The following is a 25831-nucleotide window of genomic DNA, read 5'->3' as shown; positions in this document are numbered from 1 at the left end:
GCTGCCTCTAACAAATATTGATTTTTGTTTATCGACCGTCAGCGCTAGGGTGAATATGCGACTGGCCAGCGACGTCTGGTCACGCGCCGACCGGTAGAACCGGATCGTCTGTTCCTACGGCTTTGGGAAGACTCCAGTGATAACAAAAATCCTGATCGCCAACCGGGGTGAGATTGCAGTACGGATCGTGCGTGCCTGCGCCGAGATGGGCATTCGCTCCGTGGCGATCTACTCCGACGCCGACCGCCACGCCTTGCACGTCAAGCGCGCCGACGAGGCCTACAGCATCGGTGCCGAGCCCCTGGCCGGCTACCTGAACCCGCGCAAGCTGGTGAACCTTGCTGTCGAGACCGGCTGCGATGCCTTACATCCCGGCTACGGTTTCCTGTCGGAAAACGCCGAACTGGCGGAGATCTGCGCTGAACGCGGGATCAAGTTCATCGGCCCGGCCGCCGATGTCATTCGCCGCATGGGTGACAAGACCGAAGCGCGCCGCACCATGATCGCGGCCGGCGTGCCGGTCACCCCCGGCACCGAAGGCAACGTCGCCGATATTCATGAAGCCTTGCAGGAAGGCGATCGCATCGGTTACCCGGTGATGCTCAAGGCCACCTCCGGTGGCGGCGGGCGCGGGATTCGCCGCTGCAACAGCCGCGAGGAACTGGAACAGAACTTCCCCCGGGTGATTTCCGAGGCCACCAAGGCCTTCGGCTCGGCGGAAGTGTTCCTGGAAAAGTGCATCGTCAACCCCAAGCACATCGAGGCGCAGATTCTCGGTGACAGCTTCGGCAACGTGGTGCACCTGTTCGAGCGCGACTGCTCAATCCAGCGCCGCAACCAGAAACTCATCGAGATCGCCCCGAGCCCGCAACTGACCCCTGAGCAGCGTGCCTACATCGGCGACCTGGCCGTGCGCGCGGCCAAGGCGGTGGACTACGAGAACGCCGGTACCGTGGAGTTCCTGCTCGCTGATGGCGAGGTGTACTTCATGGAGATGAACACCCGGGTGCAGGTAGAACACACCATCACCGAGGAAATCACCGGCATCGACATCGTTCGCGAGCAGATCCGCATCGCCTCCGGTCTGCCGCTGTCGATCAAGCAGGAAGATATCCAGCACCGCGGCTTTGCCTTGCAGTTTCGCATCAACGCCGAGGACCCGAAGAACAACTTCCTGCCCAGCTTCGGCAAGATCACCCGCTACTACGCCCCGGGCGGCCCGGGTGTGCGTACCGACACGGCGATCTACACCGGCTACACCATTCCCCCGTTCTACGATTCCATGTGCCTGAAACTGGTGGTCTGGGCGTTGACCTGGGAAGAAGCCATGGACCGCGGCCTGCGGGCCCTGGACGACATGCGCCTGCAGGGGGTCAAGACCACTGCCGCGTACTACCAGGAAATCCTGCGCAACCCGGAATTCCGTAGCGGCCAGTTCAACACCAGCTTCGTCGAAAGCCACCCTGAACTGACCAACTACTCGATCAAGCGCAAACCCGAAGAGCTGGCCCTGGCCATCGCCGCCGCCATCGCCGCCCACGCAGGCCTGTGAGGAACCGAATAATGTCCAAGAAAATCTTTGTTACCGACACGATCCTGCGTGACGCCCACCAGTCCCTGCTGGCCACCCGCATGCGCACCGAAGACATGCTGCCGATCTGCGACAAGCTCGACAAGGTCGGCTACTGGTCGCTGGAAGTCTGGGGCGGCGCCACCTTCGACGCCTGCGTGCGCTTCCTCAAGGAAGACCCGTGGGAGCGCCTGCGCAAGCTGCGTGCCGCGCTGCCCAACACCCGTCTGCAGATGCTCCTGCGTGGGCAGAACCTGCTGGGCTACCGCCATTACAGTGACGACGTGGTCAAGGCCTTCGTGGCCAAGGCTGCGGTCAATGGCATCGACGTGTTCCGCATCTTCGACGCCATGAATGACGTGCGTAACTTGCGCGTGGCCATCGAGGCGGTGAAAGCCGCTGGCAAGCACGCCCAGGGCACCATCGCCTACACCACCAGCCCGGTGCATACCGTCGATGCCTTCGTGCAGCAGGCCAAGCAGATGGAAGCCATGGGTTGCGACTCGGTGGCGATCAAGGACATGGCTGGCCTGTTGACCCCGTTCGCCACCGGCGAGTTGGTCAAGGCACTTAAAGCCGAGCAGTCATTGCCGGTGTTCATCCACTCCCACGACACTGCTGGCCTGGCCGCGATGTGCCAGCTCAAGGCCGTCGAGAACGGCGTCGACCATATCGACACCGCGATCTCCAGCTTCGCCTGGGGCACCAGCCACCCGGGCACCGAGTCGATGGTCGCCGCGCTCAAGGGCAGCGAGTTCGACACCGGCCTGGACCTCGAGCTGCTGCAGGAGATCGGCCTGTACTTCTACGCCGTGCGCAAGAAGTACCACCAGTTCGAAAGCGAGTTCACCGCCGTGGACACCCGCGTGCAGGTCAACCAGGTACCGGGCGGGATGATTTCCAACCTGGCCAACCAGCTCAAGGAGCAGGGCGCGCTCAACCGCATGAACGAGGTGCTGGCGGAGATCCCGCGGGTGCGCGAAGACCTTGGCTTCCCGCCGCTGGTGACCCCGACCTCGCAGATCGTTGGCACCCAGGCGTTCTTCAACGTGCTGGCCGGCGAGCGCTACAAGACCATCACCAATGAAGTGAAGCTGTACCTGCAAGGCGGCTACGGCAAAGCCCCCGGTGTGGTCAACGAGCAATTGCGCCGTCAGGCGATCGGCAGCGAGGACGTGATCGACGTGCGCCCGGCCGACCTGCTCAAGCCGGAGATGGCCAAGCTGCGCGCCGACATCGGCAGCCTCGCGCACTCCGAGGAGGACGTGCTGACCTTCGCCATGTTCCCCGACATCGGCCGCAAGTTCCTCGAGGAGCGTGAAGCCGGCACCCTCAAGCCAGAAGCCTTGCTGCCGATTCCGGAAGCCGGCGCGGTGGGGGCGGTGGGCGGTGAAGGCGTGCCGACCGAGTTCGTCATCGATGTCCACGGTGAAACCTACCGCGTCGACATCACCGGTGTCGGCGTGAAGGCCGAAGGCAAGCGCCACTTCTACCTGTCCATCGACGGCATGCCGGAAGAAGTGGTGTTCGAGCCGCTCAACGAATTCGTCGGCGGTGGCGGCAGCAAGCGCAAGCAGGCCAGCGCGCCGGGCCACGTCAGCACCAGCATGCCGGGCAACATCGTCGATGTGCTGGTCAAGGAAGGCGACGTGGTCAAGGCCGGCCAGGCGGTGCTGATCACCGAGGCGATGAAGATGGAGACCGAAGTGCAGGCGGCGATCGCCGGCAAGGTCGTGGCCATCCACGTGGCCAAGGGCGACCGGGTGACCCCGGGCGAAATCCTGATCGAGATTGAAGGCTGACAGAAGCCTTCATCTACAAGCGGTTAACCTCTGGGGAGCGGATGCTCCCCTTTTTTTGTCATTCAATCTGCACTATTTTGCAGAATTAGATGTGTGGTTTTATAATTTATGCATTTTAATGCAGATTATTTATTGAGTTTCTGTAAAAATCTGCACTAAGCTGCATATCGAATGAATGGTTGACCCGTTCACATGCAGTCAATCACAGGCGGCCCATGCACAGACTTACGCTCCAGCTCCATGTCTACGGCAAGTGGCAGGACGCCCTGGCAATGACCTTCGCACAGCCGGAGCACAGCCTCGCCAGCCCTTGCGAGTTTGGCTACCTGTCCGACTACGTCAGGGCGAATCCAGATGGCTATGACAGCCTATTCTGCCAAGCGGCGAGTGCAAGGCTGCCGGTGGATTTTGGCAGCCATCGCCTGCCCCACGCCCCTGCATTCCTTTACGACATCGCCCCTGCCGGTGCCGCCAAACGCTTCCTGCTCAAGCATATTGGCCGCGAGAGGCCGGCTGGCATGGGAGAAGACCTGTTTCTGCTTGCGCGCTCCACCCCTGCGCCGATTGGTAACCTGCGTATCAAGGAGTCCTTCGAGCAACTGGATCTGGCAAACCCCATCGGTTTTACCCGCGAGGATGTCGTTTCCCGGGATCAGCGCTTTCTCGAGTACGCCTATGAGCAGGGAGCGGCCATTGGCGGTGCGACCGGTGCTGGCGGTGAAGCGCCGAAGCTGTTGATGACAGAGGACGAAAGCGGGCAGTTGTACCCGGATGCCGTGCTTGCCGACGAGCACGCCCGCCGTCACTGGTTCATCAAGTTCGCCAGAAACCAGGCACTGGTTGATGACCAGGAGATTCTGCGAGCCGAGCACCTCTACTACAAAGCCTTGCAGCGTTTAGGTATTGATACGGTAGCCAGTGAACACATGGCGTTGGAGGAGGGCCGCAAGCCCAGCCTCTGGATGGAGCGCTTCGATCGTCAGGTGTCCGCAGAGGGAGTGCAGCGCCTAGCTGTGGAGTCGGTCTACTCGCTGTGCGGTATAACCGAGCCCGGCAGCCGCATGGGCCACCTGGAGGTGATCGATACCCTTGTCGCGCTATGGCGTGAGGCCGGGCAGTCGGATCAGGTGCCTGGGCTGATTACGGATTATCTGCGCCGAGACCTGATCAACAAGATCCTGGGCAACGCCGACAACCATGGACGCAATACTGCCATCATCCGCACCCGCGATGCGGTGCGGATGGCGCCAATCTATGACCTTGCGCCGATGGTGATGGATCAGGAGGGGGTAACACGGACAACCAAATGGCCAGCGACGATCGAGCGGGCTGGTGAAATCGACTGGTTGTCGGTGTGCAACGCCCTTGCTACGTTCATTGACCCGGAGCAGGCGTACCAGCGTTTGCGCGAGGATGCCCGCCAGTTGCTGGCATTGCCCGATATCCTGAGCGAACTGGGATTGGCAAGCCGGGTCATGAGTCACCCGGCTATTGCGCTGGGCAAGCTTGAGCGGCGGATAGCCGAGTGGGGGTTGGCATGACGGTATCCATTGATGCTCGCGGGTTGTTGATCGACGGTGTGCGTGAAGGCATCGCCGACGGCAGCCTGGAGCTTGGTGCAGCGGTCAGGCGGCTGCGTACGGAAGTGGCGAAGATGCAGCAGACCCAGTTTGCGCGGATGTGCAAGATTTCGGTCCGCACATTGATCCAGATCGAACAGGGGGAGGGCAACCCTACGCTCAAATCGCTGAATGCGGTATTCAAGCCGTTCGGTCTGCAGATGGGCGTGGTCACGCGTCGACGTCAGATCAGATGATGGCCTTGTGGGACAAGTCTGCTCCCACGCATTACCGTGGGAGCCTGCCCCGCGATGAGATCAGCCCAGGCGACAGGCCTCCAGCGTCCTCACCTGACCTTCAGGTTGTTGGTTATCCACGCTCAACCAGCGCTCGAACCCCGCCGCCACCGCCGGCCATTCGGCGTCGGTAATCGAATACCAGGTCGTATCCCGGTTGCGGTCCTTGACCACCATGTGGTTGCGGAACACGCCCTCGAACACAAAACCGAAGCGCTCGGCCGCGCGCTTGGAGCGGGCATTGGCGTCGTTGCACTTCCATTCCAGCCGGCGATTGCCCAGCTCGAAGCCCAGCTTGCTCAAAAGGTAAACCGCCTCGGTGCCCTTGGGTGTGCGTTGCATGGCGGCGCCGAAGGCGATGTGGCCAATCTCGAAGCGGCCCTGTTCGGGGACGATCGACATGTAGCTGAGGATGCCCTGAACCTGGCCGTTGGCGCGGTCGATCACACTGTAGAACAGCGGGTCGCGGCTGGCGGCGTTGCCTTCCAGCCAGCGGTCGAAGCTGGCGCGCTCAGCAAACGGGCCGTAGGGCAGGTAGTCCCATAGCGCTGGGTCCGAGCCCGGACCTTGCAGTACTTCCCAAAGGTCGTTGCCATGGCGCGCCGGGTCAAGCTTCTCCAAACGGATGAAACGGCCTTCGATGGGCTCGGCCTTGGGCGTACCGGCGGGTTTCCAGTTCAATGCGTCGTTCATGTGCGGCCTACAGTGCTTTGCGGAATTGGATGAAGCCCGGGCGCTCGGCGACCTGCTCGTACAAGCTGATGGCGGTGGCGTTGGTCTCGTGGGTCAGCCAGTGCACCTTGATGCAGCCGGCGGCCTTGGCCGTGGCGTAGACATGCTCGATGAGCTGCCGGCCGATGCCCAGGCCACGTACTTCACTGTCCACGTAGAGGTCCTGCAAGTAGCAGGAGTTCTCGATGCTCCAGTTGGAACGATGGTAGATGAAGTTGACCATCCCCACCGCCTTGCCATCGACCCAGGCCAACGCCGAGTGAGTCGGCTCGTTCGCATTGAGCAGGCGTTGCCAGGTGCTGGTGTTGACTGCGTCGGGTAGTTCGGTCTGGTAGAAGCGCAGATAGGCCTGCCACAAGGGCAGCCAGGCGGCATGGTCTTCGGCGCGAACCGGGCGCAGAGTGATGGCTGTCATGGGGTTTTTCCTTCAGAGGTCGCGCATGTGCGCGGCGAGTTGGTTATCCACAGGGTCGGCGCTGGCGGCCAGGCCTTCGCGGACCCCGGCGATATCTTGCGCCGAACGGTTCTGACTGAGCTTGCGTGCGCCCTGCAGGCGGGCGATCGGCAGGCGGATACCGACGATGGCGCGGAGCATGCCGTCAAGGTAGTCAGCCGGAGCATCGGCGACGTTCCACGGTGCTGCGCGGCCTTGCTCATGGCGGTCGGTCAGGCGGCTGACGATGTCCAGCAATTGTGTCGGCTCGTGGATCACCTCCACCGGGCCCCAGGCATGCACCGCCATATAGTTCCAGGTGGGCACCACCTTGGGGTTGTCGGCCTTGCTCGGGTAGTAGCCGGGGCTGACATAGGCGTCGGCGCCGGGGAATACCAGCAAGGCTTCAGCGCCTTGTGCCAGGTCCTGCCATTGCTGGTTGGCCCGGGCGAGGTGGCCGTAGACCGTGCCGAATTCGCCCTCGCCGGTGGCGACCAGCACGGGCAGATGGGTGGCCAGCAGCCCGTGCTCACCGTGGCTGATCAGCGTTGCCAGGCGGGTGTGCTGCATGTGCTGGTGCAGGCGGCCAAGGTCATGTTCCTGATGCGGTTTGCTGTTGTACATGCCGGTGTTCCTTGTGCTGTGGCTTCATCCTAGGCAGGCTAATGGTTCGGTGTAAGAGCCATTCATGACTGTTTTCATAGGTCCAATGCCATGAGCGAACGTACCTACGCGTTGCCTTTCGATCCGGCCGGGATCGTCCTGGATCGCCGTCGCGGGCTCAGCCAGCAGCTCTACCAGGCCTTGCGCGCGCGCGTGCTGGATGGGCGCCTGGAAGGCGGAGCACGGCTGCCTGCCACCCGTGACCTCGCGGCGGTGCTGGCGTTGTCGCGCAACAGCGTGGTGCGTGCCTATGACCAGTTGTATGCCGAGGGCTTCATCGAAAGCCGGGTAGGCGATGGCACCTATGTAAGCCGCCTGGGAAAACTATCCACACAACTGTCCACAGGGTTATCCCGGTGGTTATCAACAGACTTATCCACATTTGAAGCGCCTGATACTGAGGATTTATCCAGTTTCGCAGGGCGTAGTGAGCCATTGCTGCGTCTGGAAAAGCACCATTTGCCGCCGCCCAAAGGCGACGCGCCGAGGGCTTTCAGGGTTGGTCTGCCAGCGTTCGACCTGTTTCCTTTCGAGGTCTGGGCCAAGCTGCAAGCGGGTTTCTGGCGAAATCCCGATCCGGCGCAGCTCGGTTATGGCGACCCGGCAGGGGAGCTGCCGTTGCGTGAATTGATCGCCACCTATCTGCGTCGGTCGCGAGGGCTTTCCTGCAGTGCTGAACAAATTGTGATCACCAGTGGTGCGCAGCAGGCGATCAGCCTTTGTGCACAGTTGCTGTTGCAGCCTGGTGACGGGGTGGCTGTGGAAAACCCGGGCTACCGCGCTGCCGGGCACGCCTTCGCCCTGGCGGGGGCAAGGGTCAGGGGCGTGCCGGTAGATGAAGAGGGCATGGACTGTGCGCGCCTGGCCGAGCTGCCGGATTGCAGGCTGGCTTACGTGACCCCGGCTCACCAGTACCCTACCGGTGTGACCATGAGCCTGGCCCGGCGCCTGGCGTTGCTGGCCTGGGCCGAGCGCCAGGACGGCTGGGTCGTCGAGGACGATTACGATGGCGAGTACCGCTACAGCGGTGCGCCTTTGGCGCCGCTGGCGGCACTGGATCGGCAGGGCCGGGTGCTGTACGTGGGAACGTTCGGCAAGATCGCCTTTCCGGCTTTGCGGCTGGGTTACCTGGTGCTGCCCAGGCGCCTGGTGCGGGCATTCAGCCAGGCCAAGGCGCTGTCGGTGCGTCACTCGGAAGTCGGCACGCAATGTGTCATGGCGCAGTTCATGGCCCAAGGGCATTTCCAGCGACATATCCGCCGTATGCGCCGGGCGGCGTTGGCCCGCAGGAATGTGCTGAAGGCCGGTTGGCCGGTGGAGGTACCGGGGCTGGGGGCAATGCCGGACGTCGCAGCAGGGCTGCATGTGAAGGTAGCTGTGGATAACTTGGCGCGGGAGCAGGAGCTGGTTGCGCGGGCGGAGGCGGTGGGGGTGGAGGTCACTCCGCTGAGCAGCTACTGGCTGGAGGACAGCGCGGAGCCTGCGGATGCGAGGGCAGGGCTGGTACTGGGATTCGCGGCAGTGCCAGAAGGGGAGATTGCGCAGGCTTTGATGCGCCTGCGCAAGGCCTGGCGAGATTGAATGTGGGCGCTCTGCGACCCATCGCCGGCAAGCCGGCTCCCACAGGAATTGCACATTTCTTTGTGGGAGCCGGCTTGCCGGCGATGGGCTGCAGAGCAGCCCCAAAAACATCAGGTGCCGGACTTGATCTTGGTCCAGGCACGCGTCCGTGCCCGCTCGGCATCCCGTGGCAACGGCTTGAGCGTGTACAACTTGGCCATTGCCTCCGCCGTCGGGTACAGGTTTGGATTGTTGCGGATCGCCGGGCTGACCTTGTCGGTCGCATCCTTGTTCGGGTTCGGGTAGCCGACGAAGTCGCTGATCGGCGCGATCACTTCTGGTCGCAACAGGTAGTTGATGAATGTGTGGGCATCTTCAGGGTTGGCCGCGTTCTTGGGGATCGCCAGCATGTCGAACCAGATCGGTGCGCCTTCCTTGGGCAGGCGCATGTCCACCACCACGCCGTTCTTCGCTTCGCGAGCCCGATTCGCGGCCTGGGAGAAGCTGCCCGAGTAGCCCACCGCCACACAGATATCACCATTGGCGATGTCGGCCATGTACTTGGACGAGTGGAAGTAGGTTACATACGGGCGGATCTTCAGCAGCAGATCCTGGGCTTTTTGATAGTCGGCCGGCTTGCCGCTGTTAGGGTCCAGCCCCAGGTACGACAGCGCCAGCGGCAGGATCTCCGACGGCGAATCAAGTAGTGCCACGCCGCACTGCTTGAGCTTGGCGATGTTCTCTTCCTTGAAGATCAGGTCCCAGCTGTCCACCGGTGCGTCGTCGCCGAGCACGGCCTTGACTTTGTCTGGGTTGAAGCCGATCAGCACCGTGCCGTACATGTAAGGCACGGCAAACTTGTTGCCGGGGTCGTTGGCTTCGATCAGTTTCATCAGTGCCGGGTCCAGATGCTGCCAGTTGGGCAGCTTGCCGCGGTCAAGGGGCTGGAAAACCCCAGCCTCGATCTGCTTGGCGAGGAACACGTTGGACGGCACCACCACGTCATAGCCGGAGTTGCCGGTAAGCAGCTTGGCTTCCAGTGCTTCGTTGGTGTCGAAGATGTCGTAGATCAGCTTGACCCCGCTGTCCTTCTGGAAGTCGACCAGGGTTTGCGGGGTGATGTAGTCGAACCAGTTGTACACCCGCAGGGTGCTCTGTTCGGCGTGTGCCTGGAGTGCGCCGGCGAACAGGCCGGTGGCGATGAGCGGGGCGAGCAGACATTTGAGTCGGGTCATGTTCACGCTCCTGGCTGGGCCTGCTGGAAGCCTTCCAGCACATTGACCGCGTTGATGCCGATTTCCTCCACAGCGTAGCCGCCTTCCATCACGAACAAGGTCGGCTTGCCCAGCTGGGCGATGCGCTTGCCCATCGCCAGGTAGTCGGGACTGTCGAGCTTGAACTGGGAGATGGGGTCGTCCTTGAAGGTATCCACGCCAAGGGAGATCACCAGCACATCGGCACTGAAGGCGGCGATACGCTGGCAGGCGTCTTCCAGGGCTGCGCTCCAGGCTGCCCAGTCGCTGCCGGCAGGCAGCGGGTAGTTGATGTTGCAGCCCTCGCCGGCACCTTCGCCGGTCTCGTCGGCGTAGCCGAGGAAGAACGGGAACTCGTCCTGCGGGTCGCCGTGGATCGAGGCGAAGAACACGTCGTTGCGGGTGTAGAAAATGTCCTGCGTACCGTTGCCGTGGTGATAGTCGACGTCGAGGATGGCTACCTTGCGCCGGCCTTGGTCGATGAAGGCCTGGGCGGCAATGGCTGCGTTGTTGAGGTAGCAGTAACCCCCCATCACTTCGCCTGCGGCGTGGTGCCCTGGCGGCCGGCACAGGGCGAAGGCGGCATGGGCGCCTTGCTGGATCGCAGCCTGGGCGGTCAGGGCGACCTGGGCGGCGCTGTAGGCGGCCTGCCAGGTGCCGGCGGTGATCGGTGCGCCGGCGTCGAAGCTGTAGTAACCGAGCTCGCCGTGCAGGCCGCTGGGTTTGACCTGGCGCAGGGTGCGCGCTGGCCAGGTGAACGGCAGCAGGTCACCTTCCTGGCCAAGCGCGGCCCAACGGTCCCAGGCACTTTCGAAGAAATCCAGGTAGTCGGCACTGTGGATGCGCTGCAGCGGTGCGCGGCCAAAGTCGACGGGGCCCTGCACGGGCCCGAGGTTGCGCTGCTTGACGCGCTCCAGGACGTGGTCGGCGCGCGACGGCATTTCGAAACAGGGCATCAGCTTGCCGTCGATGAGCTCGCAGCGGCCATGGTGCAGGCGGTGGTCATCGGAATAGATCGTCAGCACGTTGTTGTTCTCCGTATTCACTGGCGTGGAGCCATTTTTACGGACTGCCCGGTACTGGAGAACGTCGCAAACGGCCAAAAGGGGATCGATGTGGCCAAGCCGTCCGCAACCGGTCAACCGCGAAAATGGCTCGGCGCCACGCCGCTCCAGCGCTGGAAGGCATGCCGGAAGCTCGCGGTCTCGCTGAACCCCAATGTTTCGGCAATGCGGTAGATCGGCATCTGGTCCTCGGCCAGCAACTGCTTGGCCCGCTCGAAGCGCAGCTCGTCGAGGAGCTGTTGATAACTGCTGCCCAGCGCCTGCAAATGCCGGCGCAGTGTGCGCGACGAGCAGTTCATCTGCCGTGCCAAACCTTCCAGCCCAGGCGCGGCATCCAGTTGCCGCAGCAGCAGCTGGCGGATCCGCCCCAGCCACGCTTGGCGGCCGGTGAACTCCAGGTTGAGGCGTCGGCAGCGTTCGCCCATGGCCTTGTGGGTGATCGGGTCGGCCAGGGGCAAGGGCATGTCCAGCCAGCGTCGTTCGAAGGCGAAGGCATTGTCGCTGGCGTCGAAGCCGAGCGGGCACTGGAATGCAGGTTCATAGAGCGCGTGATAGCTCGGGCGCGGGTGTTCGAAGCGGGCCGCCAGCAACGGTAGCTGGCGGCCGAGCAGGTCGTCGCAGATCACTTTCAGCGACAGCAGGCAGAATTCGGCATTGAAGGCGGCCAGCCCAGGCGCGTCGTAATGGTCGCTGGCGCTGAGCCACACGCGCTGGCCATCGTCCACCAGGCGTAGCTGGAAAACTGTTCCCAGCAGTGCCGGAAAGGTTAGCGCCAGGCGCAGGGCGTCACCCAAAGTGGCACTGGAGAGCAGGGCGTAACCGAGCATGCCGTAGCACGACACGTGCATGCGCCGGCCTAGTTCCAGGCCGATGTCCTGGCGCCTGGACACGGCGTTGGCGCAGACCTGCAGTTCCTGCTGGGTGGTGATGCGCGCATCGGCGTGGCCCAGGTCTGCGGGGCCTATGCCGCTGCCGGCGAGCATGTGCTGCGCGTCCACGCCGTCTTCCTGGAACACCTGGAGGATCAGCGAAACGGCGTTGAGGGTGGTGAGGTGGCTGTGCAGCATGCTCGGCATCCCGTTGAGCTGGGGAGCATTACCGAGCAAGTTGTGTGCCGTTTAGCAGGTGCCTGTTCCGTGCATAAAAAAAGGGCCCGTAGCATGCGCTCGGGCCCTTGAAAGGTTGAGAGGTGTCTAGTCCCTCGACCTGGTGAGACTGTTTGCAGCGGTCTGGGTTACGCCTTCAGCGGAACCAGACGGGGAGCGATCATGTTTTCCGGACGCAGGATGTCGTTGAGCATCTCTTCGTCCAGCAGCTTCTCTTCGCGCACCAGTTCCAGCACGCCGCGGCCGGTTTCCAAGGCAACGCGGGCGATACGGGTGGCGTTTTCGTAGCCGATGTACGGGTTCAGGGCGGTGACCAGGCCGATCGAGTGCTCGACCAGTTCACGGCAGCGCTGTTCGTTGGCGGTGATGCCGACGATGCAGTGCTCGCGCAGCATGTCCATGGCGCGTTGCAGCAGGCGGATCGAGTCGAAGATCTTGTAGGCGATCAGCGGCTCCATCACGTTCAGCTGCAGTTGGCCACCTTCGGCGGCGACGGTCAGGGCCAGGTCGTTGCCCATGATGGCGAAGGCGACTTGGTTGACGGCCTCAGGGATAACCGGGTTGACCTTGCCTGGCATGATCGAGCTGCCTGGCTGGCGCGCCGGCAGGTTGATCTCGTTGATGCCGGTGCGTGGGCCGCTGGACAGCAGGCGCAGGTCGTTGCAGATCTTCGACAGCTTGACCGCGGTGCGCTTGAGCATGCCGGAGAACAGCACGAAGGCGCCCATGTCGGAGGTGGCTTCGATCAAGTCGGCAGCCGGCACCAGCGGCTGGCCGCTGATGATAGCCAGGCGCTGTACGGCCAGCATCTGGTAGCCCGGGTCGGCGTTGATGCCGGTACCGATGGCGGTGCCGCCCAGGTTGATTTCGGTCAGCAGTTCCGGAGCCAGCGAGCGCAGGCGCTGCAGGTCTTCGGTCATGGTAGTGGCGAAGGCGCGGAATTCCTGGCCCAGGGTCATCGGCACGGCGTCCTGCAGCTGGGTACGGCCCATCTTCAGTACGTGGTCGAACTCTTTACCTTTGGCAGCGAAGGCCTGGATCAGGCTGTCGAGGCTGGCCAGCAGGGCGTCGTGGCCCAGCAGCAGACCCAGACGGATCGCGGTCGGGTAGGCGTCGTTGGTCGACTGCGCCATGTTCACATCGTTGTTCGGGTGCAGGTACTGGTACTCACCCTTCTGGTGACCCATGGCCTCCAGCGCGATGTTGGCGATGACTTCGTTGGCGTTCATGTTGGTGGAAGTACCAGCACCGCCTTGAATCATGTCCACCACGAACTGCTCGTGGTAGTCGCCTTTGATCAGTCGTGCGCAGGCTGCGCTGATCGCGGCGTGCTTGGCATCGCTCAGGTGCCCCAGCTCACGGTTGGCGTCAGCAGCTGCCTGCTTGACCATCGCCAGGCCGACTACCAGTTTCGGGTAGTGCGACAGCGGAACACCGGAGAGGTGGAAGTTGTTGGCAGCGCGCAGAGTCTGGATGCCGTAGTAGGCATCGGCAGGGACTTCAAGGGTACCAAGCAGATCTTTTTCGACGCGGAACGATGCAGCGGAGGACATGATGGATATCATCTCGATTTTGACCCGGCACCTGCCGGAATGGCGCCAATGCTAGGGCTGCCCAGATTTTGCGGCCAATGCTGTTGCACGCTAACCTATGCGCAAACGGCATACGGTTTGATGTGACGCCGATTGACAATCGAGCGTGTTCCATTTTGGTGCACGCAGTGCGGAGTAGTCGATGAACCTCGAAAGCAAATGGCTGGAGGACTTCAGTGCCCTGGCCTCGACCCGCAGTTTCTCGCAAGCGGCCGAGCGCCGGTTCGTTACCCAGCCGGCATTCAGCCGACGCATACGCAGCCTGGAAGCGGCGCTTGGGTTGACCTTGGTGAATCGTTCCCGCACGCCCATCGAGCTGACCGAGGCCGGGCAGCTGTTTCTCGTCACCGCGCGCACCGTTGTCGACCAGTTGAGCGAAGTTCTTCGCCATTTACATCACCTGGAAGGCGGCCAGGGCGAGGTGATCCAGGTCTCGGCCGCGCACTCCTTGGCATCGGGCTTTTTCCCGCGCTGGGTGGCGCAATTGCGCAACGATGGCTTGAACATCGCCACGCGCCTGGTCGCCACCAACGTCGGTGATGCGGTGCATGCATTACGCGAAGGCGGCTGCGACCTGATGCTGGCGTTCTACGACCCGGACGCGGCGTTGCAGATGGACGCCGAGATCTTCCCGTCGCTGCATATGGGCAATACCGAAATGCTCCCGGTGTGTGCCGTGGGCCCCGACGGCAAGCCGCTGTTCGACCTGGAGGGGGAGGCCAGCGTGCCGTTGCTGGCCTACAGCGCCGGCGCTTTCCTCGGCCGGTCGGTCAACTTGCTGCTGCGCCAGCGCAACCTGCGCTATACCACTGTCTATGAAACGGCCATGGCCGACAGTCTCAAGAGCATGGCGCTCGAAGGCATGGGCATCGCCTGGGTCCCGAAACTGTCGATGCGCGGTGAACTGGAGCGTGGCGAGCTGGCGATCTGCGGTGGCAGCCAGTGGCATGTGCCGCTGGAAATCCGCCTGTATCGCTGTGCCTTGGTGCGCAAGGCCAACGTGCGCTTGCTGTGGCGCAAGCTGGAGGGTGGTTCAGTTGACCCGAAAGTCAGCCAAACCCCCGAAAAATAAGGCCGACAGTTGGTCGCCGGGGGTGCCGTGATTGCCTCGCGTTACGCTATACTGCGCGGCCCCTCGACCGGATAGATTCCGGTCATGATCAGCAAACAAGCCACGCCGGTCGTCCCGCGTGGCTTGTTGTTTTTTGACGCGCCTGCGGGCGCACAAGCGAAGAGGCTCGACGATGAGTGCACTGGTTGGCGTGATCATGGGCTCCAAGTCCGATTGGTCCACCCTTAGCCACACCGCCGATATGCTGGAAAAACTCGGCATTCCCTACGAAGTGAAGGTGGTTTCCGCCCACCGCACCCCGGACCTGCTGTTCCAGTACGCCGATGAGGCCGAAGGCCGCGGCATCGAAGTGATCATCGCCGGTGCCGGTGGCGCCGCCCACCTGCCGGGCATGTGCGCCGCCAAGACCCACCTGCCGGTGCTCGGTGTGCCGGTGCAGTCGTCGATGCTCTCGGGTGTCGATTCGCTGCTGTCGATCGTGCAGATGCCTGCTGGTGTCCCGGTCGCCACCCTGGCCATCGGCAAGGCCGGCGCGATCAATGCAGCCTTGCTGTCGGCGAGCATCCTCGGGGCCAAGCACCCGCAGTTCCACGCGGCGCTCAAGCAGTTCCGCACCGAGCAGACCGACACCGTGCTGGACAATCCAGATCCGCGTCAGGCTTGAGGCTGAAACCCATGAAGATCGGTGTAATCGGTGGTGGCCAGCTGGGCCGCATGCTGGCCCTGGCGGGGACTCCGCTGGGCATGAACTTCGCTTTCCTCGACCCGGCACCGGACGCCTGCGCCGCGCCGCTGGGCGAGCACCTGCGTGCCGACTACGGTGACCAGGACCATCTGCGCCAGCTGGCCGACGAAGTCGACCTGGTGACCTTTGAGTTCGAAAGCGTGCCGGCCGAGACCGTCGCCTTCCTCTCGCAGTTCGTCCCGGTCTATCCGAGCGCCGAGGCCCTGCGCATCGCCCGTGACCGCCTGTTCGAGAAGAGCATGTTCCGCGACCTGGGTATTCCCACCCCGGCCTTCGCCGACATCCTCTCGCAAGCGGACCTTGATGCCGCCGTGGCCAGCATCGGCCTGCCGGCCGTGCTCAAGACCCGCACCCTGGGTTACGACGGCAAGGGCCAGAAGGTCCTGCGCAAGCCCGAAGACGTGGTCGACACTTTCGCCGAACTGGGCAGCGTGCCGTGCCTGCTGGAAGGCTTCGTGCCGTTTACCGGCGAAGTGTCGCTGGTGGCCGTGCGCGCCCGCGACGGCGAAACCCGCTTCTACCCGCTGGTGCACAACACCCACGACAGCGGCATCCTGCGCCTGTCGGTGGCCAGCGAGGCGCACCCGTTGCAGGCCCTGGCCGAAGACTACGTCGGCCGCGTGCTGCAGAAACTCGACTACGTCGGCGTCATGGCCTTCGAGTTCTTCGAAGTGGACGGTGGCCTGAAGGCCAACGAAATCGCCCCGCGTGTGCACAACTCCGGGCACTGGACCATCGAAGGCAGCGAGTGCAGCCAGTTTGAGAACCACCTGCGCGCCGTGGCCGGCCTGCCGCTGGGCTCGACCGCGAAGGTCGGCGAAAGCGCCATGCTCAACTTCATCGGCGAAGTGCCGGCGGTGGACAAGGTGGTCGCCATTGATGACTGCCACCTACACCACTACGGCAAGGCATTCAAGGTCGGGCGCAAGGTCGGCCACGCCACCCTGCGCTGCCAGGACATGGCCACCCTCAAGGCCAAGATTGCCGAAGTAGAGGCGTTGATCGCCGGCTGATCGAACTTCTGCCGGGCAATGCCGCTCTGAGATGGCAGCATGCCAAAGCGCTGACTAGGCTTTGGCATGTTTCATGTTCATCACAGAGGGATTGCCATAGGCATCATTGGAACCATCTTCATCGGCCTGATCGTCGGCCTGCTGGCGCGTTTCCTGAAACCGGGTGACGACAGCATGGGCTGGATCATGACCATTCTCCTCGGCATCGCCGGTTCCCTGGCCGCCACCTACGGCGGACAAGCCCTGGGCATCTACCAGGCCGGGCAGGCCGCGGGCTTCTTCGGGGCCCTGGTCGGCGCGATCATCCTGCTGGTGATCTACGGCTTCATCAAGAAACGCTGAATTCCCGCTAGAATGCCCGGCAATTCATCCTGAGTTGCCGAGCATTTTCATGCGTGCGTTATTCCTCATTCCCCTGTTGCTGGCCAGCGCCCTGGCCCATGCCGAACTGCCCGAGACCGACTGGCTGGAGCTGATGCCCAAGTCGGACCAGAAGGCGCTCGAGCAGATGCCCGAGATCGACCACAACTCCCCGGAAGCCCTGGGCACCTTCACCGCCAAGGGTGGGCTGAAGCAGAGCAAAGGCCTGCCGGCGGTGATGTACTCGACCAAGACCGTGGCCGCCATGAACGGCAGGCAGATCCGCCTGGGGGGGTATCCGGTGCCGCTGGAGAGCGATGCCAAAGGCAACAGCACGCTGTTTTTCCTGGTGCCGTACCCAGGGGCGTGCATCCATGTACCGCCGCCGCCGCCGAACCAGCTGGTGCTGGTGCGGTATCCGAAAGGGTTGAAGATCGACGACATTTACACGCCGCTGTGGGTGACCGGCACCTTGAAGGTGGAGAAAGTCAGCAATGACCTGGCGGATGCGGCGTATGCGTTGGAGGCAGGGAAGGTGAGGGTGGTGGAAGACGCGGATCTGTAAGGTATTTTTCCTGTCGAGGCCCTATCGCCGGCAAGCCGGCTCCCACAGGCGACCGCGCAATCCTGTGGGAGCCGGCTTGCCGGCGATAGGGCCAGTACAGGCGGCTGAAACTATCGGGTCAGAGCGCTTCGCTACCGATCGCCACGCTCATCGCATGAGTCGCCCCTGGCTTGAGCACCACCACGTCATCCATCACATTCGCCGTCTCGATGCACAGCATGCGCTGCCACCCATCGTCGGCCATGTCCGGCAAGTCGCGGGCGCGGTCGGTCCAGGGGTTCCAGATCACCGCGGTGCGTGAGCCGCCGGCCTGCAGGGTGATGCGTCGGCTCCAGTGTGGGTCGACAATCGCCAGTCGCTCAGGCGCGTTCAGGTAGATGCGATCAGTCTCGTCGGCGAAACCCAGGCTGCCCTGTTGTTTGCGCTGTTCCCAGTTGGCCAGTGTTTCGATGTAGGCCAACCCGTCAACGCCTTCCACTTGCACCTGGCGCACATCGCTCACGGCGAAGTAGCTGTGCAGCGCCTGGCTCAGGGTGACATCGGTATTGCCGAGGTTGTAGCTGGTGAGGGTGAGCTTCAGCTGGTCGTCCAGTTCTACCAGGAGCTTGAGTTGGACGTCATGAGGCCAACCCGGCAGCTCACCCTGGGCTTCGGGCAATTCGAACTCGAACTGCAGGTGGTCGCCGTGTTCCTCGGCGCTCAACAACTGCCAGTCACGGCCACGCACCAGGCCGTGGGCGGGCGGCTGCTCGCCCTTGAACATGGCTTTGACCGAATCGGGATTGCGCTCGAAGATACCGAACCACGGCCAGCACACGGGTGCGCCGGCACGCACCGACTTGCCCTGGCGGAAGATGGCCTGGTCGCTCAGCCACAGCAGCGGTGGCTCACCCAGGCGCTGATAGCTCAGGACCTGGGCGCCCTGTTGGGCAATCAGTAGTTCGGCATGATCGCTGGTGATGCGCCAGCAGTTGAGTTCGCCGTGCAGCTCGGTCTCGACCGTGAAGTTAGCCATTGCGTTCGTCTCATTGATTGTCTGTCAGGCCGTTGGACCCGGTGACGTGCAATGAGTTTACCGCTCGCCAGGCTCAGCGACGAGGTACGGAGCGGGTGCGACCACTGCCATCGATGGCGACGAACACGAACACTGCCTCGGTGACCTTGCGCCATTCGCTGGACAGCGGGTCGTCGCTCCACACTTCGACCATCATCTGGATCGAGCTGCGGCCGATTTCCAGGGTCTGGGTATAGAAGGACAACTGCGCGCCCACCGCCACCGGCACCAGGAACGCCATGCGGTCGATGGCCACCGTGGCCACTCGGCCTCCGGCGACGCGGCTGGCCATGGCGGTGCCGGCCAGGTCCATCTGGGCGACCAGCCAGCCGCCGAAGATATCGCCGAAACCATTGGTCTCGCGCGGCAGCGCGGTGATCTGCAAGGCCAGGTCGCCTTGCGGGATAGGATCTTCTTGTTCGAGCTCAATCATGCCGTGGGGCCTCTGACCCGTGACGCTTCGTTGGTGGCGCAATAACGGACGCCGTAAAAACGATTCAGCAACACGCATACTACGCTGATTTCGCTTCAGGGGGCGGCCTCAGGGAAACTCTGCGAAACAGTCTGACAACAATGACCGACGTTTTCGCACAGCATCCCTCAGGATAAGCAACCTTTTCCTACGAGCGGGCAGTATATATACCTGCACAGCCAGCGACGACCGCACATTCATGAATATCTGTATGGATTTTGTACCGCTATGAGCGCGGCTCGGCAATTTGCTATCTTCGCCGACTACTCAATCCAGAAGCCGCATGCCAAGCGGTCCGCAGACCTACAAGAGAAAGAACAGCGATGACCTCCGTGCAGAGCAGTATCGAGCAGCCGTCCCGGCCGTTGTCCCGCAGTGACTACAAGACCCTCTCGCTGTCCGCGCTGGGCGGTGCACTGGAGTTTTACGACTTCATCATCTTCGTGTTCTTCGCCACGGTGGTGGGCAAGCTGTTCTTCCCCGCCGACATGCCCGAATGGCTGCGCCTGATGCAGACCTTCGGCATCTTCGCCGCCGGCTACCTGGCCCGGCCACTGGGCGGCATCGTCATGGCCCACTTTGGCGACCTGCTCGGACGCAAGAAGATGTTCACCCTGAGCATTTTCATGATGGCCGTGCCGACCCTGGTGATGGGCCTGTTGCCCACCTATGCGCAGATTGGCCTGTGGGCGCCGATCCTGCTGCTGCTGATGCGGGTGATTCAGGGCGCGGCCATCGGTGGCGAGGTGCCAGGAGCCTGGGTGTTCGTCTCCGAGCACGTGCCGGCGCGCAACACCGGCTATGCCTGCGGCACGCTGACCGCCGGCCTGACCTCGGGCATCCTGCTTGGCTCGCTGGTGGCAACGCTGATCAATACGCTCTACACCCCCGAGGAAGTGGCGGACTACGCCTGGCGTATCCCGTTCCTGCTCGGTGGGGTGTTCGGCTTCTTCGCGGTCTACCTGCGCCGTTGGTTGCATGAGACCCCCGTTTTCGCCGAAATGCAGGCGCGCAAGGCCCTGGCCGAAGAGCTGCCGCTGCGCGCGGTGCTGCGTGATCATCGCGGCGCGATCATCCTGTCGATGCTGCTCACCTGGCTGCTGTCGGCCGGCATCGTGGTGATTATCCTCATGACTCCGGCGTTGCTGCAGAGCCTCTACCACGTCAGCCCCACCGACTCGCTCAAGGCCAATAGCCTGGCCATCGTGCTGCTCAGCCTGGGCTGCGTCGGCGCTGGCAGCCTGGCCGACCGTTTCGGCGCCGGGCGCGTGTTCATCGTCGGCAGCTTGGCGCTGCTGGCGTCGTCCTGGGCCTTCTACCACAGCCTGCCGACCCGCCCTGACCTGCTGTTCCCGCTGTACGCCCTGACCGGCGTGTGCGTGGGCATCGTCGGCGCGGTGCCTTACGTGATGGTCAAGGCCTTCCCGCCGGTGGTGCGCTTCAGTGGCCTGTCGTTCTCCTACAACCTGGCCTATGCGATCTTCGGTGGTCTGACGCCGATGGTGGTGACCGCGCTGCTGAAGTTCAGTCCTATGGCGCCGGCTTACTATGTGGCGTGCCTGTGCGCTGTCGGTCTGTTGGTGGGCATCTATCTGCTTGCACGCAAACGCTGAATCCCGCTCTAGATCCCCTCTGCAACATCCTGTAAAGGCCATCCCGGTTACCGGTGATGGCCTTTCATCCAATTGTCACATTCGAGTCATAGAGTGTTCATGCGGCCTGCAGATACTTGGGCCCGTTCCATCTCACAACCCACGATATTCCTGCTAGGAGCAAGGCATGAAACTGAAGCGTTTGATGGCGGCCCTGACCTTTGCCGCCGCTGGCGTCGCTGCCGCCAATGCGGTCGCCGCTGTCGATCCTGCAATCCCGACCTACACCAAGACCACCGGTGTTTCGGGCAACCTCTCCAGCGTCGGTTCCGACACCCTCGCGAACCTGATGACCCTGTGGGCCGAGGCCTACAAGAAGGAATATCCGAACGTAAACATCCAGATCCAGGCCGCTGGTTCCTCGACCGCGCCACCCGCCCTGACCGAAGGCACCGCCAACCTGGGCCCGATGAGCCGCAAGATGAAGGACGTCGAGCTGCAGGCCTTCGAGCAGAAGTACGGCTACAAGCCGACCGCCATCCCGGTTGCCGTGGACGCCCTGGCCGTGTTCGTGCACAAGGACAACCCGATCAAGGGCCTGACCATGGCTCAGGTTGACGCTATCTTCTCCTCCACCCGCCTGTGCGGCGGCAAGGCTGACGTCAAGACCTGGGGCGACATCGGTGTGACCGGCGACCTGGCCAACAAGCCAATCCAGCTGTTCGGCCGCAACTCGGTATCGGGCACCTACGGCTACTTCAAGGAAGAAGCCCTGTGCAAAGGCGACTTCAAGCCTAACGTCAACGAACAGCCTGGCTCGGCCTCGGTAGTGCAGTCGATCAGCTCGTCGCTGAACGGCATCGGCTACTCGGGCATCGGCTACAAGACCGCCAGCGTCAAGACCGTTGCCTTGGCCAAGAAAGAAGGCGGAGCGTTCGTCGAAGACAACGAAGCCAACGCCCTGAACGGCACCTACCCGCTGTCGCGTTTCCTCTACGTCTACGTCAACAAGGCGCCGAACAAGCCTCTGGCCCCGCTGGAAGCCGAGTTCGTCAAGCTGGTGCTGTCGCAGGCCGGCCAGCAAGTTGTCGTGAAGGACGGCTACATCCCGCTGCCAGCCAAAGTGGTCGAAAAGACCCTGGCCGACCTGGGCCTGTCCCACGCGGGTAACGTTGCAAAGAAGTAAGTAATTGAGGTTGAGGCCGGTGACTAATAATACCGGCCTCTTCCACGAATTCCTTAGTCCGAAGCCAGGGCTCCTGCGCGGCGGGCTTTTTTGCGTCACTGCACTGTCATGTTTTTGTCATACGGGACCGCTAGGGTGTGCGCATGAATGATCTGGCCAACTCCACAATGACCCAAAATTCTCCTCCCGTGCGCATTGACTTCAATACGCCCGAGTTGCAACGCAAGCGCCGCCTGCGCGCCCTCAAGGATCGCCTGACCCGCTGGTATGTCCTGGTGGGCGGGCTAGCCGTGCTGGCGGCGATCACGCTGATCTTCTTCTACCTGGCCTATGTGGTGCTGCCGCTGTTCCAGGGCGCCACGCTTTCCAGCAAGAAGGCGCTGGAGCCGACCTGGCTGCAGCAGGACGCTGGTAAACCGCTGTTGATCGCCCTCGAGGAACAGAACCTCGTGGGTATGCGTGTATCCGACAAGGGCCAGGCCCTGTTCTTCGACACCAAGACCGGCAACGAACTGAAGCGCGTCGACCTGCCGCTGCCGGCCGGCGCCCAGGTCAGCTCGATCAGCACCGACCAGCCGGGCAGCCCGCTGGTGGTGGTGGGCCTGTCCAACGGCCAGGCGCTGGTGTTCCACCACACCTACAAGATCACCTATCCGGACAACAAGAAGACCATCGAGGCGGGCATCGACTTCCCCTATGGTCAGGACCTGTTCACCCTGGATGAACAAGGCCGCGCGCTGGAGCATGTGAGCGTCAACGTCAACGGCGACACCTTGTTGCTGGCCGGTTCCACCGGTGCGCACCTGCAGGTGATCGAACTGTCGCGCACCGAGAACATGATGACTGACGAGGTCACTGTCGAGCAGAACCGTATCGAACTGCCGCAGATGACCGAGGTGGTGAAGAACATCTTCATCGACCCGCGCCAGCAGTGGCTGTACGTGGTCAACGGCCGCGCCACCGCCGACGTGTTCAGCCTGCGCGACAAGAGCCTCAACGGCCGCTACAAGCTGCTCGAGGACGGCAACGCCGAAATCACCGCGACCGCCCAGCTGGTTGGCGGCATCTCGCTGATCTTCGGTGACTCCAAGGGTGGCCTGAGCCAGTGGTTCATGGCCCGCGACCCCGATGGCGAGTCGCGCTTCAAGTTGATCCGCAGCTTCCAGCTGGGCAAGGCCCCGGTGGTGCAGATCGACGCCGAGGAGCGCCGCAAGGGCTTCATCGCCCTGGACAGCGAAGGCAAGCTCGGCGTGTTCCACAGCACCGCGCACCGCACCCTGCTGGTCGAGCCGGTCGCCGAAGGCGCGGGCATCCTCGCCCTGTCGCCGCGCGCCAACCGCATCATCATCGAGCAAGGCAACAAGCTGCTGCCGCTGAGCCTGAAGAACCCGCACCCGGAAGTCTCCTTCAGCGCGCTGTGGGGCAAGGTCTGGTACGAGAACTACGACGAGCCCAAGTACGTCTGGCAGTCGACCGCCTCAAACACCGACTTCGAACCCAAGCTGAGCCTGTCGCCGCTGACCTTCGGTACGCTCAAGGCCGCGTTCTACGCGATGATCCTGGCTGCCCCGCTGGCCATCGCCGCCGCCATATACACCGCCTACTTCATGGCCCCGGGCATGCGCCGCAAGGTCAAGCCGGTGATCGAGTTGATGGAAGCGATGCCGACGGTGATCCTCGGCTTCTTCGCCGGCCTGTTCCTCGCGCCGTACCTCGAAGGCCACCTGCCGGGCGTGTTCAGCCTGTTCCTGATCATGCCGATCGGTATCCTGCTTGCCGGCTACAGCTGGAGCCGCCTGCCGGAGTCGATCCGCCTGCGCATCCCTGATGGCTGGGAAGCGGCGATCCTGATCCCGGTGATCCTGGTGATCGGTTGGTTTGCCCTGTACATGAGTCCGTTCCTCGAGAGCTGGTTCTTCAAGGGCGACATGCGCCTGTGGATCAGCAACGACCTCGGCATCACCTATGACCAGCGCAACGCCCTGGTAGTGGGTATCGCCATGGGCTTCGCGGTCATCCCGAACATCTACTCCATCGCCGAGGACGCTGTGTTCAGCGTGCCGCGCAGCCTGACCCTGGGCTCGCTGGCCCTGGGCGCGACGCCATGGCAGACCTTGACCCGCGTGGTCATCCTCACCGCCAGCCCGGGCATCTTCTCGGCGCTGATGATCGGCATGGGCCGTGCGGTAGGTGAGACCATGATCGTGCTGATGGCCACCGGCAACACCCCGGTGATGGAGCTGAACCTGTTCGAGGGCATGCGCACCCTGGCCGCCAACGTGGCCGTGGAAATGCCCGAATCGGAAGTCGGCGGCAGCCACTATCGTGTGCTGTTCCTCGCCGCCCTCGTGCTGCTGTTGTTCACCTTCGTGATGAACACCCTGGCCGAGCTGATTCGCCAGCGCCTGCGCAAGAAATACTCGTCGCTTTGATAGAAAGGTAGAGATCCGTGAAAAAGGATTCCCTCAAAGGCTGGTTCAAGAGCGGCGCCCCCGGCGTCTGGATCAGTGGCGGCGCGGTGGCCATGGCGGTCATCATGACCGTCGGCCTGCTGGCCGTGATCGCCGTCCGCGGCCTGGGCCACTTCTGGCCGGCCGACCTGGTCCAGGCCACCTACAAGGTGCCGGGCCAGGCTGACCACATCGTCATCGGTGAAGTGGTGCAGAAGGAAGAAGTGCCCCGGGAACGCCTCAAGGGTGCCGGCTTGCCGGTGCCCGACCAAGGCCCGGAGTTCATGACCCGCGAGCTGATCAAGGTGGGCAACCGCGACCTCAATGGCAGCGACTTCACCTGGGTGGTCGGCGAGTGGCTGGTCGACCAGCAGAAACCTGCCGACCTGATTGCCCTGGAGCGCCGCGAATGGGGCAACTTCTACGGCTATCTGGTCAGCGTCAAGGAAGAAGGCCGTGTGGTCGCCCAGGGACCGGAAGCCTGGAACGAGTTGCAGGCCCGCCTCAAGCGCGCCAGCCAACTCAACGACCAGCTTGTGAAGCTCGAGAAGAAGGACATCGGTGCCATCAACCACGGCCTGGAGCGCCTGCGCCTGCACAGCCGCAAGCTGGAGCTGGACGGCAAGCTCGACGCCGCTGCACAGGCCGACATGGACGCCGAGCGCGCCGAACTGAACAACCGCTACAAGGCCATCGAAGAGCGCCTCAACGGCCTGCACCAGGAGTTCGCCCGCGACAGTCTGGTAGCCCGCGACGGCAACGGCCGCGAAGTGGAGATCAACCTGAGCAAGGTGGTCCACGCCATCCAGCCGAACGCCATGTCCGGTTTTACCAAGATGGGCGCCTACTTCGCCAAGGTGTGGGAGTTCCTCAGCGACGACCCGCGTGAGGCCAACACCGAAGGCGGTATCTTCCCGGCCATCTTCGGCACAGTGATGATGACCCTGATCATGGCGGTGATCGTCACCCCGTTCGGCGTGCTGGCTGCCGTCTACCTGCGTGAATACGCCAGGCAGGGCCCGGTGACCCGGCTGATCCGCATCGCCGTGAACAACCTCGCCGGCGTTCCGGCGATCGTCTACGGCGTGTTCGGCCTGGGCTTCTTCGTCTACGTGCTGGGCGGCTCCATCGACCGGCTGTTCTTCCCCGAGTCGCTGCCGGCACCTACGCTGGGTACGCCGGGCCTGCTGTGGGCTTCGCTGACCCTGGCGCTGCTGGCCGTGCCGGTGGTGATCGTGGCCACCGAGGAAGGCCTGGCGCGTATTCCGCGCACCGTGCGCGAGGGCTCGCTGGCCCTGGGCGCAACCAAGGCCGAGACCCTGTGGAAGATCGTCCTGCCGATGGCCAGCCCGGCCATGATGACCGGCATGATCCTCGCCGTGGCCCGCGCCGCCGGCGAAGTGGCCCCGCTGATGCTGGTGGGTGTGGTGAAGCTGGCGCCATCGCTGCCGGTGGACGGCAACTACCCGTACCTGCACCTGGACCAGAAGATCATGCACCTGGGCTTCCACATCTACGACGTCGGCTTCCAGAGCCCCAACGTTGAGGCCGCGCGGCCGCTGGTGTACGCCACCGCGCTGCTGCTGGTGCTGGTGATCGCCACCCTCAACCTCTCGGCGGTGTGGATCCGTAACCACCTGCGCGAGAAGTACAAGGCCCTGGACCACTGATCCTGATTGCAAGCGCGCCGCC

Annotated in this window: 23 protein-coding genes; 14 read left to right on the top strand and 9 right to left on the bottom strand. The window is 63.2% G+C overall.

Translation table 11 applies throughout. The annotated features are described in order from the left end of the window. Window positions 1-136: 136 nt before the first annotated feature. The 4 genes from LOY42_RS26170 (at window position 137) to LOY42_RS26155 (ending at window position 5188) form a co-directional block, all read left to right on the top strand. Window positions 137-1552: an acetyl-CoA carboxylase biotin carboxylase subunit gene (locus LOY42_RS26170; RefSeq protein ID WP_023630199.1), complete on the top strand. Its 1416-nt coding sequence runs from the start codon at window positions 137-139 to the stop codon at window positions 1550-1552. 11 nt (window positions 1553-1563) lie between these two features. Continuing rightward, window positions 1564-3372: a sodium-extruding oxaloacetate decarboxylase subunit alpha gene (gene oadA, locus LOY42_RS26165; RefSeq protein ID WP_102685427.1), complete on the top strand. Its 1809-nt coding sequence runs from the start codon at window positions 1564-1566 to the stop codon at window positions 3370-3372. 215 nt (window positions 3373-3587) lie between these two features. Continuing rightward, window positions 3588-4913, top strand: coding sequence for a type II toxin-antitoxin system HipA family toxin (locus LOY42_RS26160; RefSeq protein WP_198754113.1), 1326 nt, complete (start codon window positions 3588-3590; stop codon window positions 4911-4913). Further along, a complete protein-coding gene (locus LOY42_RS26155; protein ID WP_102685425.1) occupies window positions 4910-5188 on the top strand; it encodes a helix-turn-helix domain-containing protein in 279 nt (92 codons plus the stop codon). The genes LOY42_RS26160 and LOY42_RS26155 overlap by 4 nt, the downstream gene beginning before the upstream one ends. Window positions 5189-5248: 60 nt before the next feature. Here the strand turns inward: LOY42_RS26155 and LOY42_RS26150 are convergent, their stop codons facing one another. Genes LOY42_RS26150 through LOY42_RS26140 form a run of 3 tightly spaced genes read right to left on the bottom strand, consistent with a single transcriptional unit; the run spans window position 5249 to window position 7016 of the window. Next, window positions 5249-5920 carry a GNAT family N-acetyltransferase gene (locus tag LOY42_RS26150; protein WP_139674799.1) on the bottom strand — a complete coding sequence of 224 codons (672 nt, stop codon included), beginning with the start codon at window positions 5918-5920 and terminating at the stop codon, window positions 5249-5251. A gap of 7 nt (window positions 5921-5927) precedes the next feature. Continuing rightward, window positions 5928-6374: a GNAT family N-acetyltransferase gene (locus tag LOY42_RS26145; protein WP_139674802.1), complete on the bottom strand. Its 447-nt coding sequence runs from the start codon at window positions 6372-6374 to the stop codon at window positions 5928-5930. A 12-nt stretch (window positions 6375-6386) separates the two neighbouring features. Next, window positions 6387-7016 (bottom strand): FMN-binding negative transcriptional regulator, encoded by a 630-nt coding sequence (locus tag LOY42_RS26140; RefSeq protein WP_139674805.1) that lies wholly within the window; start codon window positions 7014-7016, stop codon window positions 6387-6389. 90 nt (window positions 7017-7106) lie between these two features. On the opposite strand from LOY42_RS26140, the gene LOY42_RS26135 reads away from it, so the two are divergent. Further along, the gene (locus tag LOY42_RS26135; protein ID WP_139674808.1) at window positions 7107-8636 is read left to right on the top strand and encodes a PLP-dependent aminotransferase family protein; all 1530 of its coding nucleotides are present in this window, start codon (window positions 7107-7109) and stop codon (window positions 8634-8636) included. Between the two features lie 110 nt (window positions 8637-8746). Here LOY42_RS26135 and LOY42_RS26130 read toward each other — a convergent pair whose 3' ends face one another. The 4 genes from LOY42_RS26130 to aspA all read right to left on the bottom strand — a co-directional run bounded on the left by LOY42_RS26130 (window position 8747) and on the right by aspA (window position 13591). Further along, a complete protein-coding gene (locus LOY42_RS26130; protein ID WP_139674811.1) occupies window positions 8747-9850 on the bottom strand; it encodes an extracellular solute-binding protein in 1104 nt (367 codons plus the stop codon). A gap of 2 nt (window positions 9851-9852) precedes the next feature. Beyond that, window positions 9853-10893: a histone deacetylase family protein gene (locus LOY42_RS26125; protein ID WP_139674814.1), complete on the bottom strand. Its 1041-nt coding sequence runs from the start codon at window positions 10891-10893 to the stop codon at window positions 9853-9855. A gap of 113 nt (window positions 10894-11006) precedes the next feature. Further along, a complete protein-coding gene (locus LOY42_RS26120; protein ID WP_139674817.1) occupies window positions 11007-11999 on the bottom strand; it encodes an AraC family transcriptional regulator in 993 nt (330 codons plus the stop codon). 167 nt (window positions 12000-12166) lie between these two features. Then, a complete protein-coding gene (gene aspA / locus LOY42_RS26115) occupies window positions 12167-13591 on the bottom strand; it encodes an aspartate ammonia-lyase (RefSeq protein ID WP_031314847.1) in 1425 nt (474 codons plus the stop codon). 181 nt (window positions 13592-13772) lie between these two features. Between aspA and LOY42_RS26110 the strand changes: the two genes are divergently transcribed. From LOY42_RS26110 to LOY42_RS26090, 5 genes are all read left to right on the top strand, one after another. Next, entirely contained in the window at window positions 13773-14702 is a 930-nt protein-coding gene (locus LOY42_RS26110; RefSeq protein ID WP_023629864.1) for a LysR substrate-binding domain-containing protein, read from the top strand. A 172-nt stretch (window positions 14703-14874) separates the two neighbouring features. Beyond that, window positions 14875-15366 carry a 5-(carboxyamino)imidazole ribonucleotide mutase gene (gene purE / locus LOY42_RS26105; RefSeq protein ID WP_031314848.1) on the top strand — a complete coding sequence of 164 codons (492 nt, stop codon included), beginning with the start codon at window positions 14875-14877 and terminating at the stop codon, window positions 15364-15366. Window positions 15367-15377: 11 nt separating this feature from the next. Then, window positions 15378-16460, top strand: a complete 1083-nt coding sequence (locus LOY42_RS26100; RefSeq protein ID WP_046857612.1) for a 5-(carboxyamino)imidazole ribonucleotide synthase — start codon at window positions 15378-15380, stop codon at window positions 16458-16460. A gap of 96 nt (window positions 16461-16556) precedes the next feature. Beyond that, window positions 16557-16802, top strand: coding sequence for a GlsB/YeaQ/YmgE family stress response membrane protein (locus LOY42_RS26095; RefSeq protein ID WP_023629866.1), 246 nt, complete (start codon window positions 16557-16559; stop codon window positions 16800-16802). Between the two features lie 49 nt (window positions 16803-16851). Next, entirely contained in the window at window positions 16852-17385 is a 534-nt protein-coding gene (locus tag LOY42_RS26090) for a DUF3299 domain-containing protein (protein WP_173862461.1), read from the top strand. Window positions 17386-17503: 118 nt separating this feature from the next. Here the strand turns inward: LOY42_RS26090 and LOY42_RS26085 are convergent, their stop codons facing one another. Together LOY42_RS26085 and LOY42_RS26080 are read right to left on the bottom strand one after the other, a co-directional pair. Further along, window positions 17504-18400, bottom strand: coding sequence for a D-hexose-6-phosphate mutarotase (locus LOY42_RS26085; protein ID WP_258599649.1), 897 nt, complete (start codon window positions 18398-18400; stop codon window positions 17504-17506). Between the two features lie 73 nt (window positions 18401-18473). Next, complete coding sequence (locus LOY42_RS26080) at window positions 18474-18872, bottom strand: acyl-CoA thioesterase (protein WP_003253317.1); 399 nt, start codon at window positions 18870-18872, stop codon at window positions 18474-18476. A gap of 362 nt (window positions 18873-19234) precedes the next feature. Here LOY42_RS26080 and LOY42_RS26075 point away from each other — a divergent pair, with 362 nt between their 5' ends. The 4 genes from LOY42_RS26075 (at window position 19235) to pstA (ending at window position 25809) form a co-directional block, all read left to right on the top strand. After that, window positions 19235-20524, top strand: coding sequence for an MFS transporter (locus LOY42_RS26075; protein WP_258599648.1), 1290 nt, complete (start codon window positions 19235-19237; stop codon window positions 20522-20524). Window positions 20525-20690: 166 nt separating this feature from the next. Then, window positions 20691-21689, top strand: coding sequence for a phosphate ABC transporter substrate-binding protein PstS (locus tag LOY42_RS26070; protein WP_139674823.1), 999 nt, complete (start codon window positions 20691-20693; stop codon window positions 21687-21689). A 143-nt stretch (window positions 21690-21832) separates the two neighbouring features. Further along, window positions 21833-24121, top strand: coding sequence for an ABC transporter permease subunit (locus tag LOY42_RS26065; RefSeq protein ID WP_110696810.1), 2289 nt, complete (start codon window positions 21833-21835; stop codon window positions 24119-24121). A gap of 17 nt (window positions 24122-24138) precedes the next feature. Beyond that, entirely contained in the window at window positions 24139-25809 is a 1671-nt protein-coding gene (gene pstA, locus LOY42_RS26060; RefSeq protein WP_038707069.1) for a phosphate ABC transporter permease PstA, read from the top strand. The last annotated feature ends 22 nt before the right edge of the window (window positions 25810-25831 follow it).

The sequence above is a fragment of the Pseudomonas sp. B21-023 genome (genome assembly GCF_024749165.1).
In the GTDB taxonomy this organism is placed as follows: domain Bacteria; phylum Pseudomonadota; class Gammaproteobacteria; order Pseudomonadales; family Pseudomonadaceae; genus Aquipseudomonas.
This window is presented reverse-complemented; position numbering and strand designations above follow the sequence as displayed.

Coding starts and splice junctions, on each gene's coding strand:
- oadA (WP_102685427.1), top strand. CDS start 1,564: ATGTCCAAGAAAATCTTTGTTACCGACACGATCCTGCGTGACGCCCAC.
- LOY42_RS26160 (WP_198754113.1), top strand. CDS start 3,588: ATGCACAGACTTACGCTCCAGCTCCATGTCTACGGCAAGTGGCAGGAC.
- LOY42_RS26155 (WP_102685425.1), top strand. CDS start 4,910: ATGACGGTATCCATTGATGCTCGCGGGTTGTTGATCGACGGTGTGCGT.
- LOY42_RS26150 (WP_139674799.1), bottom strand. CDS start 5,920: ATGAACGACGCATTGAACTGGAAACCCGCCGGTACGCCCAAGGCCGAG.
- LOY42_RS26145 (WP_139674802.1), bottom strand. CDS start 6,374: ATGACAGCCATCACTCTGCGCCCGGTTCGCGCCGAAGACCATGCCGCC.
- LOY42_RS26140 (WP_139674805.1), bottom strand. CDS start 7,016: ATGTACAACAGCAAACCGCATCAGGAACATGACCTTGGCCGCCTGCAC.
- LOY42_RS26135 (WP_139674808.1), top strand. CDS start 7,107: ATGAGCGAACGTACCTACGCGTTGCCTTTCGATCCGGCCGGGATCGTC.
- LOY42_RS26130 (WP_139674811.1), bottom strand. CDS start 9,850: ATGACCCGACTCAAATGTCTGCTCGCCCCGCTCATCGCCACCGGCCTG.
- LOY42_RS26120 (WP_139674817.1), bottom strand. CDS start 11,999: ATGCTGCACAGCCACCTCACCACCCTCAACGCCGTTTCGCTGATCCTC.
- aspA (WP_031314847.1), bottom strand. CDS start 13,591: ATGTCCTCCGCTGCATCGTTCCGCGTCGAAAAAGATCTGCTTGGTACC.
- LOY42_RS26110 (WP_023629864.1), top strand. CDS start 13,773: ATGAACCTCGAAAGCAAATGGCTGGAGGACTTCAGTGCCCTGGCCTCG.
- purE (WP_031314848.1), top strand. CDS start 14,875: ATGAGTGCACTGGTTGGCGTGATCATGGGCTCCAAGTCCGATTGGTCC.
- LOY42_RS26100 (WP_046857612.1), top strand. CDS start 15,378: ATGAAGATCGGTGTAATCGGTGGTGGCCAGCTGGGCCGCATGCTGGCC.
- LOY42_RS26090 (WP_173862461.1), top strand. CDS start 16,852: ATGCGTGCGTTATTCCTCATTCCCCTGTTGCTGGCCAGCGCCCTGGCC.
- LOY42_RS26085 (WP_258599649.1), bottom strand. CDS start 18,400: ATGGCTAACTTCACGGTCGAGACCGAGCTGCACGGCGAACTCAACTGC.
- LOY42_RS26080 (WP_003253317.1), bottom strand. CDS start 18,872: ATGATTGAGCTCGAACAAGAAGATCCTATCCCGCAAGGCGACCTGGCC.
- LOY42_RS26075 (WP_258599648.1), top strand. CDS start 19,235: ATGACCTCCGTGCAGAGCAGTATCGAGCAGCCGTCCCGGCCGTTGTCC.
- LOY42_RS26070 (WP_139674823.1), top strand. CDS start 20,691: ATGAAACTGAAGCGTTTGATGGCGGCCCTGACCTTTGCCGCCGCTGGC.
- LOY42_RS26065 (WP_110696810.1), top strand. CDS start 21,833: ATGAATGATCTGGCCAACTCCACAATGACCCAAAATTCTCCTCCCGTG.